The sequence below is a fragment of the Caulobacter radicis genome, from assembly GCF_003094615.1.
GTDB classification, from domain to species: domain Bacteria; phylum Pseudomonadota; class Alphaproteobacteria; order Caulobacterales; family Caulobacteraceae; genus Caulobacter; species Caulobacter radicis.
In genome coordinates, this window is record NZ_QDKO01000009.1 from 668948 (window position 1) to 686669 (window position 17722).

Consider the following 17722-nt stretch of genomic DNA (forward strand, 5'->3'; position numbering starts at 1 on the left):
ATGGCCGCGGCTTTCAGAATAGGAAATTTCGCACAAGGCGGGGGAGGGCAGGGCCCTCCGCCGATCAATCCTCGTCCATCTTCAGGGCGGCGATGAAGGCTTCCTGCGGGATCTCGACCTTGCCGAACTGGCGCATCCGCTTCTTGCCTTCCTTCTGCTTGTCCAGAAGTTTGCGCTTCCGGCTGGCGTCGCCGCCGTAGCACTTGGCGGTCACGTCCTTGCGCAGGGCGCGGACGGTTTCGCGGGCGATGATCCGGCCGCCGATCGCCGCCTGGATCGGGATGACGAACATGTGCTGCGGGATGAGTTCCTTCATCTTCTCGCACATGCCGCGGCCGCGGCTTTCGGCGCGGCTGCGGTGGACCAGCATCGACAGGGCGTCGACGGGCTCGCTGTTGACCAGGATCGACATCTTCACCAGGTCGCCAGCGCGGTAGTCCTCGAGCTGGTAGTCGAAGCTGGCGTAGCCCTTCGAGATCGATTTGAGGCGATCGTAGAAGTCGAACACCACCTCGTTCAGCGGCAGGTCGTAGATGACCATGGCGCGGTTGCCGACGTAGGACAGTTCGCGCTGCATGCCGCGACGGTCCTGGCAAAGCTTGATGACGCCGCCCAGGAACTCGTCCGGGGTGAAGATCGTCGCCTTGATCCAGGGCTCGGCGATCTCCTCGATCTGCATGACGTCCGGCAGGTCGGCCGGGTTGTGCAACTCGATCTCTTCGCCGTTGCGCATCTTGATCTTGTAGACCACCGACGGGGCGGTCGCGATCAGGTCGAGGTCGAACTCGCGCGACAGGCGCTCCTGGATGATCTCCAGGTGCAGCAGGCCCAGGAAGCCGCAGCGGAAGCCGAAGCCCAGCGCGGCCGAGCTTTCCATTTCGAAGGTGAAGCTGGCGTCGTTCAGGCGCAGCTTGCCGACGGCGGCGCGCAGGTCCTCGAAGTCGGCGGCGTCGACCGGGAACAGGCCGCAGAACACCACCGGCACGACTTCCTTGAAGCCCTTCAGCGGCTCGGCCGTCTGCTTCTTCTCGTCGGTGATGGTGTCGCCGACGGCGGCGTCGGCCACTTCCTTGATCGAGGCGGTGAAGAAGCCGACCTCGCCCGGGCCCAGCAGCGCCACGTCGGTGGCCTTGGGCGTGAACACGCCGACCTTGTCGATGCGGTGGGTGGCGCCGGTCTGCATCATGCGGACCTGCTGGCCGGCCTTCAGCGTGCCGTCGAAGATCCGCACCAGCACGACGACGCCGAGATAGGCGTCGTACCAGGCATCGACCAGCAGGGCCTTCAGCGGCGCGTTGACGTCGCCCTTGGGGGCGGGCAGGCGGGTGACGATGGCTTCCAGCACGTCGGGGATGCCGATGCCGGTCTTTGCCGAGCACTCGACGGCGTCGCTGGCGTCCAGGCCGATGACGTCCTCGATCTGGGCCTTGACCCGATCGACGTCGGCGGCCGGCAGGTCGACCTTGTTGAGGACCGGAACGATCTCGTGGTTGTTGTCGATCGCCTGGTAGACGTTGGCCAGGGTCTGGGCCTCCACGCCCTGCGAGGCGTCGACGACCAGGATCGAGCCTTCGCAGGCGGCCAGCGAGCGCGACACTTCGTAGGCGAAGTCGACGTGCCCGGGGGTGTCCATCAGGTTCAGGACATAGGTCTCGCCGTCGGCGGCCTTGTAGTTCAGGCGCACGGTCTGCGCCTTGATGGTGATGCCGCGCTCCTTCTCGATGTCCATGTTGTCGAGGACCTGGGCGCTCATCTCGCGCGCGGTCAGGCCGCCCGTGGTCTGGATCAGGCGGTCGGACAGGGTCGACTTGCCGTGGTCGATGTGGGCCACGATCGAGAAATTGCGGATTTTATCCAGGGGCGTAGAGCTCATGCGCGTGCGTCTATCACATTTGAACCGCTTCGCGAGGGGGCGTGACGGGTTTGCGTCATCGACCCCGTTCACGGCGGCCGTCAAATCGTCTAATCCGACCCGATGATCCAGCGTCGACGACCCGTCCCCTTCGAACTCGGCCCCGTGCACTTCATCGGCATCGGCGGCATCGGCATGTCCGGCATCGCCGAGATCATGATCCGCATCGGCTACACCGTGCAGGGCAGCGATGCGAAGGCCAGCGCCAATACCGAACGGCTCGAGAAGCTGGGCGCGCGCATCTTCGTGGGCCACGACGCGGCCAATGTCGAAGGCGCCTCGGCCATCGTCTACTCGACGGCGGTGAAGGCCGATAATCCCGAGATGGTCGCCGGCCGCGAAAAGCGCCTGCCGCTGGTTCGCCGCGCCGAGATGCTGGCCGAGCTGATGCGCCTTCAGTTCTCGGTGGCCGTGGGCGGCACGCACGGCAAGACGACGACGACCTCGATGGTCGCGGCCCTGCTCGACGCCGGGGGCCTCGACCCCACGGTCGTCAATGGCGGCATCATCAACGCCTACGGCACCAACGCCAAGGTCGGCGAGGGCGACTGGATCGTCGTCGAGGCCGACGAAAGCGACGGCTCGTTCCTGAAGCTGAAGTCGACGGTGGCCATCGTCACCAATATCGACGCCGAGCACCTGGACCACTGGGGCGACTTCGACGCGGTCAAGCGCGGCTTCCAGGACTTCATCGAGAACATCCCGTTCTACGGCTTCGCCGCCGTCTGCACCGACCATCCCGAAGTGCAGGCCCTGACCTCGCGCATCGAGAACCGCCGCCTGGTGACCTATGGCGCCAATCCGCAGGCCGAGGTCCGCGTCTCCAACATCGAGATGGGCCCGGAAGGCGCCAGCTTCGACATCGCCATCTCGCCGCTGGAAGGCGAGACGATCCGTTACGAAGGCCTGAAGATGCCGATGGCGGGGCACCACAACGTGCTCAACGCCACCGCCGCCGTGGCCGTGGCCCGCGAGCTGGGCGTTGACGCCGAGGCGATCCGCGCGGGCCTGGCGGCCTTCGGCGGGGTCAAGCGCCGGTTCACGACGACGGGCGTGGCCAATGGGATCCGCGTGGTCGACGACTACGGCCACCACCCGGTGGAGATCGCCGCCGTGCTCAAGGCCGCCCGCGCCGTCAGCCAGGGCAAGGTGATCGCCGTGGTCCAGCCGCACCGCTACACCCGCCTGCGCGACCTGATGACCGAGTTCTCCAGCTGCTTCAACGACGCCGACACGGTGGTCGTCGCCGACGTCTACACGGCTGGCGAGCAGCCGATCGAGGGCGTCGACCGCGACCACCTGGTCGAAGGCCTCAAGAAGTTCGGCCACCGCCGCGCCCTGCCGCTGGAAAGCCCGGCCGCCCTGCCGGCGCTGATCGCCGCCGAAGCTGTGAGCGGAGACCTGGTCGTGCTGCTGGGGGCCGGGGACATCACGTCCTGGGCCTATGCCCTGCCGGGTCAGCTGGAAGCGCTGGCGAAGTAGGCGTCCGATGACCTGGAAGACCAATCTCCCCGCCGTGCGCGGCAAGCTGCTGATCGACGAGGCCCTGGCCCCGTTCACCTGGTTCCGCGTCGGCGGGCCGGCCGACGTGGTGTTCCTGCCGGCCGACGAGCAGGACCTGGCTGATTTCCTTAAAAGCCTGGATCCGGCCGTGCCGGTGATGGCCATTGGCGTCGGCAGCAACCTGCTGGTCCGCGACGGCGGCGTCGAGGGCGTGATCATCCGCCTGGGCAAGGGCTTCAACACCGTCGAGGCCCTGGGCGACAACCGCATCAAGGCCGGCAGCGCCGTGCCCGACGCCATCCTGGCCCGCAAGGCGGCCGAGGCCGGCATCGCCGGGCTGGAGTTCTATGCCGGCATCCCCGGCACGATCGGCGGGGCGGTGATCATGAACGCCGGCTGCTACGGCTCCGAGACCGTCAATGTCGTGAAGTCCGTGCGGGTCATGGACCGTGCGGGCGTGGTGCGCGAGCTGTCGGTCGACGACCTGCACTACACCTATCGCCACAGCGCCCTGCAGGACGGCGACACGGCCATCGTGCTCGACGCGACCTATGAAGGGACCGCCGACGAGCCGGCCGCGATCAAGGCGCGCATGGCCGAAATCACCAGCCGTCGCGAGACCACCCAGCCGATCCGCGAAAAGACCGGCGGCTCGACCTTCAAGAACCCGCCGGGCCACTCGTCGTGGAAGCTGGTCGACGACGCCGGCTGGCGCGGCAGGCTGTTCTCCGTAAGTGGGAAGGAGGGGGGAGCGATGTTCAGCCCCCTGCACAGCAACTTCCTGATCAACACCGGCGAGGCCACCGCGGCCGATCTCGAAGGCCTGGGCGATACGGTCCGCGCGGACGTTCTGGCCAAGACCGGCGTCCAGCTGGACTGGGAAATCAAGCGGATCGGGCGCACGGCCTAAGATCCTCCCCCTCTGGGGGAGGTGGCCCGGAGGGCCGGAGGGGGGACGTTTTCAGCTTCCGCTGATGGCGGCCGATTTCGCAGCCGCTTCCCCCTCCGTCGGCTTCGCCGGCACCTCCCCCTTCAGGGGGAGGGTCCTTCTAGACGTCCTTCTTCGACAGATATTCCTCGACGTCGATCTCCTTCTCCCACCGTGCCACGGCCGTGGCGATCGACAGGTCGCACGTCACGTTCGGCACGGTGCGGATCATGTCGAGGATGCGGTCGAACGGCAGGATGAAGCCGACGATGATCGCCGTCTGGGTAGGGCCGACGCCGATGGTGGCCAGCACCGCGGCCAGCACGAACAGCGAGCCCGACGGCACCGGCGCCACGCCCATGGCCACGATGGTGGTGGTGATCGCCACCAGGGCGTAGTCGGCCAGGGTCAGCGGCACGCCGAAGGCCTGGGCGGCGAACATGGTCAGCATGGCCACGTACATCGCCGTGCCGTCCATGCCGATGGTGGCGCCCAGCGGCAGGACGGTCGACGAGATCGACGGCTTGATCCCCAGGTTCTCTTCGGCCACCCGGATCGCCACCGGCAGGGTCGCCGAGCTGGACGAGGTGGAGAAGCCGACCAGGATGGCGTCCATGCAACCGCGATAGAACGGCAAGAGCGGCAGCCAGGCGCCCAGCCGCACCACGGCGGCGTGGGTGACGAAGGTCTGGATCGCCGCGCCGATGATCACGCAGACCCCCAGCTTGGCGACATGCAGGAAGGTCTCGGGCCCGTTCGTGCCCGTGACCACGGCGATCAGGGCGAACACCCCGAACGGCGCGGCCTCCATCACGAAGCCGACGATGCGCAGCATCACCTCGCTGGCGCTGGCCAGAAGTTTGGCGACCGGCTCGCCGTCCCTGCCCGCGACGATCACCCCGGCCCCGACCAGCACGGCGAAGAAGATGATCGCCAGGGTCTCGCCCTCCGCCAGGGCCTTGATCGGGTTGAGCGGCACGATGCCGATGAAGAGCTCGGCCGGCGATTTGGGCGGGGCCACGGCCTGGGGAGCGGCGTTGTGCAGGTCGGCGCCGACGCCGGGGCCCAGCAGGGTGGCGATGGTCAGGCCGATGCTGACCGCGATCAGCGTGGTCAGCACGTACATGGCGATGGTCTTGACGCCGATGCCGCCCAGCCGCCGGGCGTCGCCCAACTGGGCCACGCCCGAGGCGATGATCACGAAGACCAGCGGGGCCACCATCATGCGGATCAGCCGCACGAAGATGTCGCCCATCCATTTGAGGCTGGTCGCGCCTTCGCCCCAGAAGTAGCCGACCACGGCGCCCAGAACGAGGGCGGCCAGGATCCGTTTCCACAGCGAGATCCCGAACCAGGCCTGCAGCGGGTTCCTGCGGCCAGGCGGCGAAGGCGGGGGCGGCGCGTCGGCGAGGGCGTCGGTCATGACGCCAGAGCACGGCGTTATGCGAGTTGGGTCAAGTCCCCGCGCTTGGTTCCGCCGACCGGTGCTTGGCGCCGCCGCTGATCGCAACCTCTCCCAGAGGGAGAGGGAGAGGGAGAGCTGCTCACAGCCACAGCCCCTCGGCGTCGACGCCGTCCCCCCAGAACCCCGCCGTCGGCGGGGTGATGCGGCCGTCCACGACCCGCAGACCGCCAGGATGATCCTCCTTCAGCCACCAGGGGCCGTCGAGGTCGGCGAAGGCGCATTCGGCCGCCAGGTGCAGGGCCGGGGCTATGGCCAGGGACGAGGCGACCATGCAGCCGGTCATCAGGGTGAAGCCCAGGCCCTTGGCCGCGCGCAGCATGGCCAGCGCCTCGGTCAGGCCGCCGGACTTGTCGAGCTTGAGGTTCACCGCCTGGTAGCGCGCGCGCAGGGCCGGCAGGTCGGCGGCGGTGTGCACCGACTCGTCGGCGCAGATCGGGAAGGGCGGGGCGTAGCCTTCGAGCGCGGCGTCGGCGCCGGCCGGCAGGGGCTGTTCGACCAGGGCGATGTTCAGGCGCGACAACTGGTCTTCAAGGCCGCGCAGGATGTCGAAGGTCCAGCCCTCGTTGGGGTCGACGATCAGCGCGGCGTCCGGCGCGGCCTGGGCGACCGCCGCCAGGCGGGCGGCGGGATCCTCGGCCGACAGCTTGACCTTGACCAGCGGCGCTTCGGCGACCTTGCGGGCGGCCTCCGCCATGGCCTGCGGCGTATCGAGGCTGATGGTGACGGCGGTGACCAGGGCGGGCGGGATGGCGAGGCCCGTGGCGGCGGCGACCGAGACGCCCGACGTCTTGGCCCGCAGGTCCCAGATCGCGCAGTCCAGCGCGTTGCGCGCCGCGCCGGCCGGTAGCAGGGCCAGGGCCTCGGACAGATCGCCGCCCATGGCGAGCAGGCGGGCGGCGGGGGCCAGTTGCGCCTCGACGCCCTGCACCGTCTCGCCGTAGCGGGCGTAGGGCACGCTCTCGCCGCGACCGACATGGCCGCCGTCGGCGATCTCGACCACCACCACGTCGGCGGCGGTCTTGACCCCGCGCGAGATGCGGAACGGGGCGGCGAGCGGATGGCTGACGGGGCGGACGGCGACGAGGCGGCTCATGCCCCTGGCTTGGCGCCGTTCGAAGCGTTTGGCGAGAGGATCACTGCCTGGAGAAGCGCGGGATCGGCGAGTCGGCGCGGCGCTCGGCCATAACCCGCAAGGCCAGGCGCGGACGGATGACGAAGAGGCCGGCCCAGACCAGCAGCACGCCGGCGTAGCTCACGGATCCCCAGAGCCCGGCGGGGCGGCCCGGACGGGTCCGGCGAACGGAGGCGCTGCGGACAGGAGCGTCGAAGAACTGGGTCATGGCGATGTCGGTCATGGCTTCCTCCGTGGACGCTTTCGACCCTGCGCCTTGGGTGCGTCAGAACTGGACGTATAGCCGAACGGCCCGTGCATCCTTATGTCATGGGCGCAACACGCCTTTGGAGTTCCAATGTCGAAGCCCGTCACCATCAACATCCCGCACGAACTCGGCGTGGCCGAGGCCAAGCGACGGATCGAGAACGGCTTCGAACAGCTGGGCGCGCAGATCCCCGGAGGCCTGGCCAACGTCACCAAGGCCTGGCGCGACGACGTGCTGGACTTCTCGGCCCTGGTCATGGGTCAGAACATCACCGGCAAGCTGAACGTCGCCGCCAACGTGGTGATCGTCGAGGTCGTGCTGCCGGGCCTGCTGGGCATGATCGCCGGCAAGATCACCGGCCAGGTCAAGAAGCAGGGCACGCTGCTGCTCGAGAAGAAGTAGTCGCCGACCTGCACCGAATATCCACGCCGCCTTCATCGGTCTTCGTGGCAGGGTGAGGCAAGGTTCCGGCCCTGGAGACCGGGAGCGCGGTGATGGACCTGCCTGTGAAGCCGAGAAACCTGAGAGCCGCCGGCTGGGGGCTTGCGGCGCTGCTGCTGGCCGCGCCCTGGCTGGCGATGCGGGTCACCGACGAGGTGGTCTGGAGCCCGTGGGACTTCGCCCTGTTCGCCGCCATGCTGGGCGGGGCGGGCCTGATGCTGGAACTGGCGGCGATGCGTACGCGCGATCTGGCCTATCGCGCCGGAGCGGTGCTGGCCGTCGGCGCCGCCTTCCTGATGATCTGGGCCAGCCTGGCGGTCGGCATCGTCGGAAACGAAGGCGATCCGATCAATCTGGCCTATCCCGGCGTCGTGGCGCTGGCCCTGGCGACGGCCGCCGCATGGCGGTTCAGGGCCGAGGGGCTCGCGAAAGCCATGCTGGTCGCGGCCGCGGCCCTTGCGGCCATCGCTGTCTTCGCCCTGTCGACGGGGCGCGGCGGATCGCCGGGCGCCCTGGTCGAGATCCTGGCCGCCAACGGCGTTTTCGCCGCATTGTTCGCGGCGGCTTTCCTGCTGTTCCGCCTGGCCGCACGGCGCGGCGGCTAGGCCATCCTGCTCACAGCCGTCGCGGATCGTGGTCGTGGCGGCCCAGGCTCTCGAACTTGCCTTCCTCGGCCTTGTTGACGAACTGCGAGGCCACCAGCCAGGCCTTCACCGGACGCAGGGTGGCCAGGCAGCCGAGGATCAGGGCCGGGAACACGGTCACGAAGTGCACCCAGATCGGCGGGCGATAGACCACCTCGACCCAGGCGAAGGCGAAGGTCACCAGTATGCCGACGCCGCTCATCACGAAGAAGGCCGGGCCGTCGGCCGGTTCGGCGAAGCCGTAGTCCAGGCCGCAGTGGTCGCAGGACGGAGCCAGCGCCAGGAAGCCCTTGAACAGCTTGCCCTCGCCGCAGCGCGGGCAGCGCTGGCGCAAGCCGCTGACGATGGGCGAGGGCGGATCGAAAAACTCGTGTCCGGGCGTCATGACCCCTACCTACAATCCGAAAATTGATCCATACATTGTGCATTAAATGTATGGATAAGTGATGGCCGACGCAAGAGACGCTGTTCTTCCGGCGGGCGCCGCATGGCTGCGGCGGGTCGCCGCGGGCGAGGGGCCGATCTATCGCCGGGTGTTCGAGGCCCTGCGCGCGGCGGTCGCGGACGGCGAACTGTCGGCCGGCGAACAGCTGCCGCCGCAGCGGACGGTGGCGGCCCTGCTGGGCGTCGACTTCACCACCGTCACCCGGGCCTACGCCCTGGCCCGCGAGCAGGGACTGGTCGAAGGCGCGGCCGGGCGTGGCACCTTCGTGCGTCGGCGGGCGGGCGAGGAGGAGGCGGGCCTGGTCGACCTGTCGATGAACCTGCCGCCGCCGCCGCAGGGGCTGTCGCTGGCGGCCCTGCTGCGCGAGACGACGGCGGGCGTGCTGGCCCGCACCGATCCGGCGACCCTGATGGCCTATCACGCCGGTCCGGGCTCTCTGGCCCAGCGGGCGGCCGGCGCGGCCTGGATGGCGCCGGGGCTGGGCGCGGTCGATCCCGAGCGGGTGGTCGTCTGCGCGGGCGCCCAGGCGGCCCTGTCGGCGATCCTGGCGGTCGAGACCGCGCCGGGCGACGCGGTGATCGTCGAGGCCCTGACCTATCCCGGCCTGCTTGCGGCCCTGGCCGCGCGCGGCGTCCGCGCCGTCGCCTGCCCGATGGACGGGGAGGGGATCGTTCCCGAGGCCCTGGCCGAGCTGCTGGCGGCCACCGGCGCGCGCCTCGTGGTCGTCACGCCCACCTGGCAGAACCCGACCACGGCGACCATGAGCGCGGGCCGGCGGGCGGCGGTGGTCGAGGCCTGCGCGCGGGCGGGCGCCCGCATCGTCGAGGACGACGCCTACGGCCGGCTGCCGGATCCGGCGCCGACCGCCCTGGCGGCGCTGGCGCCGGAACGGGTGTGGCATGTGGCCACCCTGGCCAAGGCCCTGACGCCGGGCCTGCGCATCGCCTATGTGGCTACGCCCGACGCGGCGGCGGCCGGGCGCCTGGCCGCCGCCGGCCACGCCCTGTGCCAGATGCCCGCGCCGCTGATGGCGGCCGTCGCCACGACATGGATCCGCGACGGCACGGCCGAGGCGATCCTGGCCGGCGTCCGCGCCGAGGCGGCCGCGCGCCGGATGCTGGCCGCCCAGATCCTGCCCGAGGCGACGGGGCCCGAGGGCTGCCTGCATGTCTGGCTGGATCGCGCGGCGAGAGGCTCGGCCGAGGGCCTGACGCTGGCGCCGGCCTCGCTGTTCGCCGCGCCCGGCGTCGCGGCTGAAGGCGCGCGGCTGTCGCTGGGCGCGCCGGGCAAGCAGGCGGTGCTGGCCTCGGCGCTGAGACGCCTGGCCGGCTCGCTGGCCTGACGCGCAAGAAAAAGGGCGGACCCGAAAGCCCGCCCCATGATCGTCAGTCCCGCGTGACCAGCACCGGCTCTTCCTGGTGCGTTCCGTGGCCCGGATGGTGGTGGGAGTGGCCGAAGACCTTTCCCAGCATCCTGGTCGACCAGTTCTTCAGCTGGTCCATGAACACGAACACCACCGGGATGTAGAGCAGCGACAGGAAGGTCGAGGTGATCAGGCCGCCGATGACGGTGATCGCCATCGGGGCCCGGAACTCGACGTCGGCGCCGAAGCCGACGGCCACCGGCACCATGCCCGCGCCCATGGCCACGGTGGTCATCAGGATCGGGCGGGCCCGCTTGTGGGCGGCGTCGATGAGGGCCTCGCGCCGGGTCATCTTGCCGTCCTTCATCGCCATGATCGCGTACTCGACCAGCAGGATCGAGTTCTTGGCGGCGATGCCCATCAGCATCAGGATGCCGATCAGGCTCGACATCGAGAAGCTGCTGTTGACCAGCTTCAGCAGGGCGAAGGCGCCGCCGATGGCCAGGGGCAGGGCGGCCATGATGGTCACCGGGTGGGCGAAGCTGCGGAACAGCAGCACCAGCACGACGTACATCAGCAGCAGGCCGGTGAAGAGCGCCATGGCGAAGCCGGTGGCCATCTCGGCCATGAACTCGGCGTCGCCGGCCGCCACCTCCTTGACGCCGGGGGGCAGCTTCTTGACCGAGTCCAGGGCGTGCACCAGCTTGCTGGCCTCGCCGACCACGATGCCGTCGAGCTCGGCGGTGATCTCGGCCACGCGCGAGCGGTCCTGGCGGCTGATCTGCGAGGGGCCGGCGCCGAAGCGGATGTCGGCCACCGCGTTCAGCGGCACAGAGGCGCCGGTGGACGACGGCACCTTCAGCGTCTCCAGCACCGACAGGTCCTCGAGGGCGTTCTGCGTCAGGCGCAGGCGGATCGGCACCTGGCGGTCGCCCAGGTTATACTTGGGCAGGGACTGGTCGATGTCGCCGATGGTCGCCACTCGCACGGCCTGCGAGATCGCGCCGGCCGAGACGCCCATGCGGGCGGCCTGGTCGGGACGCGGGGTGACGATGATTTCCGGACGGGCGATCGACGCGGTATTGACCACGTTGGCCAGGCCCGGGACCGTGCGCATCTCGGCCTCGACCTTGCGGGCGGCGGCTTCCAGTTCGGGACCGTCGTCCCCGACCAGCCGCAGGGTGTAGCTGCCGCCGTCGCCGGGACCGCCGCCGCTGTTGTTGCCCGCGCCGATGCGTGCGCCGGGGATGGCCTTGAACTGGTCGACCATCAGGCGGCTGAACTGCTGCTGGTTCATCCGCTCGCCCTTCGGCACGAGGTCGGCGGTGATCCGCGCCTTGTTGACCCCGTCGTTGCCGACCGAGGCGTAGACGCTCTTGACCTCAGGACGGGCCTTCAGTTCGCGGGTGACGCGCTCGGCGATGGCGTCGGTCTCGTCCAGCGTGGCGCCGGGCGGCAGCTCGATCGAGAACGGCGCGCGGCCGCGGTCGGCCGCCGGCTGGAACTCGAAGGGCAGGCTCTTGGCCAGCATCACCGAGCCGACCAGGATCGGGATCGCCATCAGGGCGACCTTCCACTTGTTGTTCAGCGCCCAGCCCAGGCTCTTGAGGTAGCCGTCCATCCAGAACGGATCGGTGTCGGGCTTGTGGTGGGGCTTGAGCATGTAGGCGCCCATCAGCGGCGTCAGCATGCGGGCGACCAGCAGCGAGAACAGCACCGAGACGCAGGCGGCCAGGGCGAAGGCCTTGAAGAACTGGCCGATGATCCCCGGCATGAAGCCGGTGGGCGCGAACACCGCCACGATGGTGAAGGTGGTGGCCACCACGGCCAGGCCGATCTCGTCGGCGGCTTCCATGGCCGCGTTGTAGGGCGACTTGCCGCCGCGCATGTGGCGGACGATGTTCTCGATCTCGACGATGGCGTCGTCGACCAGGATGCCCACGGTCAGCGACAGCGCCAGCAGGGTGACGCCGTTCAGCGACTGGCCCAGCGGCGCCATGATCGCGAATGTCGGCAGCAGCGACAGCGGGATGGCCACCGCCGCCAGGAAGGTGGCGCGCCAGTCGCGCAGGAACAGCAGCACCACCAGCACGGCCAGCACCGCGCCCAGGATCAGCGCTTCCATCGAGGCCCAGTAGCTTTCCTCGATGTATTTCACGTTCGAGGTGATCTCGGAGATCGTCAGCTCGGGATGTTCCTTGTCGAGCTTCTCGATCGCGTGGCGGACCTTCTCGGCGACCTTGACCTCGCTGGCGCCGCGCGAGCGGACCATGTTGAAGGTCACGACTTCCTGGTTGTCGAAGCGGGCGCGGTTGCGCGGCTCGGCCCAGCGGTCGGTGACCTCGCCCAGGTCGCCCAGGCGCACGGTGCCGCCGGAGGGCAGCGGGATGCGGGTCTCGCGCAACTGGTCCACCGAACCGGCCGCGCCCAGCGTGCGGATGGCGCGCTCGGAGCCCGAGACCGTCACCCGGCCGCCGGGCAGGTCGGCGTTGGTGCTGGCCAGGGCCTGGCTGACCGAGGCGGCGGTGACGCCGCGCGATGACAGGCGGTCGGGGTCCAGCGCCACCTGGATCTCGCGGCTGACGCCGCCCAGGCGGTTGACCTCGCCGATGCCGCGGATCGCCAGCAGGGTGCGGGCCACGTCGTTGTCGACGAACCAGCTGCGCTGCTCGGGCGTCAGGCCGGGAGCCTGGACCACGTAGGTGATCAGCGGGTCGCCAGAGATGTCGATGCGGGTGACGTTGGGGATCTGCATGTCCTGCGGCAGGGCGGACTGCAGGTTCGACATGGCGTTGCGCACGTCGTTGGTGACGCGCTCGTGGTCGACGCCCAGCTCGAACTCGATGAAGGTCGAGGAGAAACCGTCGCCGACCGTCGAGGTGATGTGGCGCACCTGGCCCAGGCCCGCGATCGAATCCTCGATCAGGCGGGTGACCTGGGTCTCGAGCTCGCTGGGCGCGGCGCCCGGACGCGAGGCCGACACCACCACCAGGGGCAGGTCGACGTCGGGGTTGTTGTTGATCCGCATGCTGTTGAAGCCGACGATGCCGGCCAGGGTCAGCATGACGAACAGCATGAGGACGGGGATCGGGTTCTTGATCGCCCAGCGCGAGATGTTGTTGGTGTCCATCGTCTGGCCCTAGCGCTTGACGGCGGACAGCGTCGGGGCGGGCTGGTGGACGGCCACCCGCACGGCGTCGCCGTCGCCCAGGAAGCCCGCGCCCTGCACGACCACTTCCTCGCCGGCCGAGACGCCGGTGACGGCGGTGACGTCGCCGGTGCGGGCGACGATGCCGATCTTGCGGAACTGGGCCTTCCTGTTGCGGTCGACCATGAACACGCCCGGCTGGTTCTGGCGGTAGAGGATCGAGGCGCTGGGCACCACGGGCGAGGCCTGGTCGCCGGCCTGGATCTGGGCGCGGGCGAACATCCCCGGGCGGAAGGCGCCCATCGCCGTCAGGGCGATGCGAGCCACGCCCAGGCGGGTCTGCGGGTCGACTTCCGAGGTGACGAGGCGCACCGCGCCGTTCGCCTGGCCGACCTGCTCGGAGGTGATGACGGCGGGCATGCCGGCCTTGACGACCCCGAGGTCGGTCTCGGGCAGTTCGGCGTCGAGCTCCATGCGGCCGTCGCGGACGATGCGGAACAGCTCGGCGCCGGCGTTGACGATCTGGCCCTTGGTGACGCTGCGGCGGACGATCAGGCCCGAGACGGGCGCGCGGATCGAGGCCTGGGCGACGCGGGCGGTGGTCTCGCCCCGGGCGGCCTCAGCGGCGGCCACCTGGGCGGCGGCGGTGGCCTGGCGGGCGGTGGCGGTGTCGAGCGAGGCCTGCGACAGGAAGCCCTTGGCCAGCAGCTCGCGCGAGCGCTTCAGCGAGGCCTCGGCCTCGGCGAGGGTGGCGCGGGCGCTGGCGACCGAGGCTTCCTGCTGGCGCAGCTGGGCGCGCAGGAGGGTGTCGTTGAGCGCGACTAGCACCTGGCCCTGGCGGACGAACTGGCCTTCCTCGGCATTGACGGCGGTGGCGGTCAGGCCGCCGGTCTCGGCGCCGACCGGCACCTCTTCCCAGGCCGAGATGGTGCCCGAGGCGTTGATCACGCGCGGCAGCGGCAGGACGGCGACCGGCGCGACGCTGACGGTCTGGGCGGCGACGGGCTTCTTGCCCTTGGCCTCGGCCTTCTTGTCCTTGCCGCAGGCGGAAAGGCCGGCGGCCGCGACCGTCAGAACCAGGGCCAGCGCTGTCGTGCGCCCGATCGACCCCTTGAACCCGTAACCCACGACATGCCCCTTTTTCGTCAGATTCCCAGCAGGGACTTCTAGACGAGAAACGAAGTTCGACGAGTTAAATCGGGGTAAGGCGCGGAAGCGGGGGTCAGGCTTCCTTGCGAGCCGCCTGCGCGTCGGTGGCCGAGGCCGCGCGGATCAGTTCCAGCACGTCGACGATGATCGCCTGCATGGCGGTCTGGGCGGCCACGGCGTCGCGGGCGATGATCGCTTTGGCCACGTCCTCGTGCGAGGGGATCGAGGCCGTGCGGCCCTTGATGCGGTTGGTGAAGCGGATCGAGATCCGCAGCGCCGTGTTCACCAGCTCGTGCAACTCGCTGTAGAACGGGTTCTTGGTCGCGCTGAGGATGGCGATATGGAAGGCGATGTCGGCGGCCAGCGGGTCGTCCTCGCCCTCGCCGGCGGCCTTCATCCGGGCCAGGCCCTTGCGGATCCCTTCCAGGCCCGCCTCGTCGGCGTTGCGCGCGGCGAGCGCGGCGGCCACCGGCTCGATGCCCAGCCGCATCTCGGTGAAGTCAGACAGCAGCTTCAGCGAGAACTTGCGTTCCAGCAGCCAGCGCAGCACGTCGGGATCGAGCAGGTTCCAGTTGGCTTCCGGCTCGACCACCGTGCCGTGGCGGGGGCGGGCGCTGAGCAGGCCCTTGGCGGTGAGCATCTTCACCGCCTCGCGCGTCACCGTGCGGCTGGCGCCGAACTTCTTGGACAGTTCGCCCTCGGTGGGAAAACCCACCTCGGCGTACTCGCCCGTGACGATGGCCTGACCAAGCGATTCCACGAGGCCGTAGGTGAGGCTCAGTCCAGGCTGGGTGCGCATCGCCAAAGTCTTCTTTTCTATACGTTGGACGCGAAACGAATCGCCCCTGTGTATCGTGGTTCGGGCAGGCCAGGAACGGTCACATCATACGCGAATACATCGCCAGCGTGTGGTTGTCTGACCAATTCGTCGTCCGAGAGCTCGTCACGGGCCGAAGTGACATACAGCGTGCGCAGGTCCTCGCCGCCGAACGCCACGCAGGTGGGCTGGCTGGCGGGCACGCGCAGGGTCTCCAGCACGCGACCGTCGGGCGCATGGCGCACAACGGTTCCGGCGGCCCAGCGGGCGCTCCACAGGCAGCCTTCGGCGTCGACCGTGGCCCCGTCGGGATAGCCTTCGGTCACTTCCGCGAAGACGCGGCGGTTGCTCAGCGCCCCGTCTTCGTCCTGGTCGAAGGCGAAGATGGTCTGCAGCGGGCTGTCGGAAAAATAGGCGGTCCTGCCGTCGGGGCTGAACGCCAGGCCGTTGGCGATCTGCACGCCGCCGAAGTGGGGCGTAAAGTCGCCGGCATGGTCCAGGCGCCAGACGCTGGCTTCCGCGCGATGGCGGATGGCCTCGTCCTCGACCATGGTCCCGGCCCAGAAGCGGCCCGAACGGTCGACGCGCCCGTCGTTGAAGCGACGGCCGTTGGCCTGCGCCTCGACGCGGTGCAGCCATTCGACCTGGCCCGAAGCCAGGTCGAACAGGCCAAGGCCGGTCTCGAAGGCGGCGATGACGCGGCCGGTCTCTTGGGGCAGCAGGGCGATCGAGCCGATGCGCTCGGGAGCGGCGAAGGTCTCGACCGCGCCGCTGGCGGGATCGAAGGCGCGCAGGCGGCGGCTCTGGATGTCGGTCCACAGCAGGCGGCCGGCGTGAGCGTCCCACACCGGCCCCTCGCCGAGCACGTCGCCGGCCGCGATGATCGCGGCCGGCTGCTGGCTGGAAATCACCACCACGTGGCGTACAGCGCGATCAGGATGATGATCACGCCCAGGCCGGCGATGTTGAAGCCGGTGGTGGTCTTGTAGGAGACGCCGTCGAGGCTGACGACGTTGACGTCCTTCTTCTGCGGGGCGACCAGCGAGACGACCACGGCCGCGGCCAGGGTCAGCAGGAACACCACGCCGACGCGGTTCATGAAGGGCATCGTGAAGATCGCCTGCTCCTGCAGCCACCAGAAGATGGCCGACAGCACGGCCGAGCCGATGGCGGCGGTCAGGGCGCCGGCGGTGGTGGCCCGCTTCCAGAACATGCCCAGGATGAAGATCACGACGATCCCCGGCGTGAAGAAGCCGGTGAACTCCTGGATGAACTGGAAGGCCTGCTCGGCGCCGCCCAGCAGCGGCTTGGCGGTCAGGATGCCGATGAGCACGGCGACCACGGCGGTGATGCGGCCGACCAGCACCAGGTGCTGTTCGCTCGAGCCCGGCTTGGTCTTGGCGTAGAGGTCGAGGGTGAAGATGGTGGCGATCGAGTTGATCTTGGCCGCCAGCGACGCGACGATCGCGGCCACCAGGGCGGCGAACACCAGGCCCAGCAGGCCGGGCGGCAGCAGCTTCATCATCTCCGGATAGGCCTGGTCGGGCTTGATGGTCCCGTCGACCAGCACCAGGGCGGCGATGCCCGGCAGCACCACGATGACCGGCATCAAGAGCTTGAGGTAGGCGGCCAGGGCGATGCCCTTCTGGGCTTCCGGCAGGTCCTTGGCGCCGAGGGCGCGCTGGATGATGTACTGGTTGAAGCCCCAGTAGCTGATGTTCATGATCCACAGGCCGCCGAACAGGACGCTGAGGCCCGGCAGGTCCTTGTAGTGCGGGCTGGCCCGGTCGAGGATCATGTCGAAGTGGTCGGGGAACTGGGTGGTCAGGTGGTGGAAGCCGGCCACCACGCCGCCGGCGCCGCCGATCTTGTCCAGCGACAGCCAGGCGATGATCAGGCCGCCGGCCACCAGCAGGGCCACCTGCACGATGTCGGTCAGGGCCACGGCCTTGAGGCCGCCCCACAGCTGGTAGGCCAGGGCGAAGACGCCGATGGCGACCAGGGCCCACATCTGGTCCATGCCGGTCACGGTGTGAACGGCGATGGAGCCCAGCCACAGGATCGAGGTCAGGTTCACGAACACGTACAGGCCCAGCCAGAACACGGCCATGATGGTCCGCACGCTGGGGCCGTACCGCTGCTCCAGGAACTGCGGCATCGTGACGATGCCGTTCTTGATGAAGATCGGCAGGAAGAACTTGCCGACGATCAGCAGGGTCAGGGCGGCCATCCACTCGTAGGAGGCGATGGCCAGGCCGATGGCGTAGCCCGAACCGCTCATGCCGATGATCTGCTCGGCCGAGATGTTGGCGGCGATCAGCGAGGCGCCGATCGCCCACCAGGGCAGGGCCTTCGACGCGAGGAAGTAGTCGGTCGAGTCCTTCTTGTGCCCACCCTTGTCGCGGGAAACCCACTGCGCCAGGGCGAAGATCGCCACGGCGTAAATCGCGAGGATCGCGAGATCGATGGTTGCTAGGTTCTTCACGTGGGCTTCCCCCCTTTAGGGCTGCTCTTCGTTATGATCGTAA

General features: G+C 69.3%; 15 protein-coding genes. 5 read left to right on the forward strand and 10 right to left on the reverse strand.

Annotation, left to right across the window (positions count from 1 at the left end; genetic code table 11):
• Nucleotides 1-64: 64 nt before the first annotated feature.
• On the reverse strand, nucleotides 65-1873 hold the full coding sequence (gene lepA / locus DDF62_RS05370) for a translation elongation factor 4 (protein WP_101718043.1): 1809 nt from the start codon (nucleotides 1871-1873) through the stop codon (nucleotides 65-67).
• 102 nt (nucleotides 1874-1975) lie between these two features.
• Between lepA and murC the strand changes: the two genes are divergently transcribed.
• Nucleotides 1976-3394 carry a UDP-N-acetylmuramate--L-alanine ligase gene (murC, locus tag DDF62_RS05375; protein ID WP_116488127.1) on the forward strand — a complete coding sequence of 473 codons (1419 nt, stop codon included), beginning with the start codon at nucleotides 1976-1978 and terminating at the stop codon, nucleotides 3392-3394.
• Between the two features lie 7 nt (nucleotides 3395-3401).
• A complete protein-coding gene (gene murB / locus DDF62_RS05380) occupies nucleotides 3402-4325 on the forward strand; it encodes a UDP-N-acetylmuramate dehydrogenase (RefSeq protein ID WP_116488128.1) in 924 nt (307 codons plus the stop codon).
• Nucleotides 4326-4464: 139 nt separating this feature from the next.
• Here the strand turns inward: murB and DDF62_RS05385 are convergent, their stop codons facing one another.
• From DDF62_RS05385 to didA, 3 genes are all read right to left on the reverse strand, one after another.
• Entirely contained in the window at nucleotides 4465-5766 is a 1302-nt protein-coding gene (locus DDF62_RS05385) for a dicarboxylate/amino acid:cation symporter (protein WP_116488129.1), read from the reverse strand.
• 121 nt (nucleotides 5767-5887) lie between these two features.
• The gene (dgcA, locus tag DDF62_RS05390) at nucleotides 5888-6901 is read right to left on the reverse strand and encodes an N-acetyl-D-Glu racemase DgcA (RefSeq protein WP_116488130.1); all 1014 of its coding nucleotides are present in this window, start codon (nucleotides 6899-6901) and stop codon (nucleotides 5888-5890) included.
• 40 nt (nucleotides 6902-6941) lie between these two features.
• Nucleotides 6942-7163, reverse strand: a complete 222-nt coding sequence (gene didA, locus DDF62_RS05395; protein WP_116488131.1) for a DNA damage-induced SOS-independent cell division inhibitor A — start codon at nucleotides 7161-7163, stop codon at nucleotides 6942-6944.
• 114 nt (nucleotides 7164-7277) lie between these two features.
• On the opposite strand from didA, the gene DDF62_RS05400 reads away from it, so the two are divergent.
• Entirely contained in the window at nucleotides 7278-7589 is a 312-nt protein-coding gene (locus DDF62_RS05400; protein WP_058346591.1) for a polyhydroxyalkanoic acid system family protein, read from the forward strand.
• Between the two features lie 92 nt (nucleotides 7590-7681).
• Nucleotides 7682-8233 (forward strand): hypothetical protein, encoded by a 552-nt coding sequence (locus DDF62_RS05405; protein WP_116488132.1) that lies wholly within the window; start codon nucleotides 7682-7684, stop codon nucleotides 8231-8233.
• Between the two features lie 10 nt (nucleotides 8234-8243).
• Here DDF62_RS05405 and DDF62_RS05410 read toward each other — a convergent pair whose 3' ends face one another.
• Entirely contained in the window at nucleotides 8244-8657 is a 414-nt protein-coding gene (locus DDF62_RS05410; protein ID WP_116488133.1) for a DUF983 domain-containing protein, read from the reverse strand.
• A gap of 61 nt (nucleotides 8658-8718) precedes the next feature.
• Between DDF62_RS05410 and DDF62_RS05415 the strand changes: the two genes are divergently transcribed.
• Complete coding sequence (locus tag DDF62_RS05415) at nucleotides 8719-10059, forward strand: aminotransferase-like domain-containing protein (RefSeq protein ID WP_116488234.1); 1341 nt, start codon at nucleotides 8719-8721, stop codon at nucleotides 10057-10059.
• A gap of 43 nt (nucleotides 10060-10102) precedes the next feature.
• Here DDF62_RS05415 and DDF62_RS05420 read toward each other — a convergent pair whose 3' ends face one another.
• From DDF62_RS05420 to DDF62_RS05440, 5 genes are all read right to left on the reverse strand, one after another.
• Entirely contained in the window at nucleotides 10103-13210 is a 3108-nt protein-coding gene (locus DDF62_RS05420; RefSeq protein WP_116488134.1) for an efflux RND transporter permease subunit, read from the reverse strand.
• A gap of 9 nt (nucleotides 13211-13219) precedes the next feature.
• Nucleotides 13220-14356 carry an efflux RND transporter periplasmic adaptor subunit gene (locus DDF62_RS05425; protein WP_116488135.1) on the reverse strand — a complete coding sequence of 379 codons (1137 nt, stop codon included), beginning with the start codon at nucleotides 14354-14356 and terminating at the stop codon, nucleotides 13220-13222.
• A gap of 94 nt (nucleotides 14357-14450) precedes the next feature.
• Entirely contained in the window at nucleotides 14451-15176 is a 726-nt protein-coding gene (locus tag DDF62_RS05430; protein ID WP_116488136.1) for a FadR/GntR family transcriptional regulator, read from the reverse strand.
• A gap of 17 nt (nucleotides 15177-15193) precedes the next feature.
• On the reverse strand, nucleotides 15194-16111 hold the full coding sequence (locus DDF62_RS05435) for an SMP-30/gluconolactonase/LRE family protein (RefSeq protein WP_116488137.1): 918 nt from the start codon (nucleotides 16109-16111) through the stop codon (nucleotides 15194-15196).
• On the reverse strand, nucleotides 16102-17679 hold the full coding sequence (locus DDF62_RS05440; RefSeq protein ID WP_116488138.1) for a sodium/sugar symporter: 1578 nt from the start codon (nucleotides 17677-17679) through the stop codon (nucleotides 16102-16104). The genes DDF62_RS05435 and DDF62_RS05440 overlap by 10 nt, the downstream gene beginning before the upstream one ends.
• Nucleotides 17680-17722 lie beyond the last annotated feature (43 nt).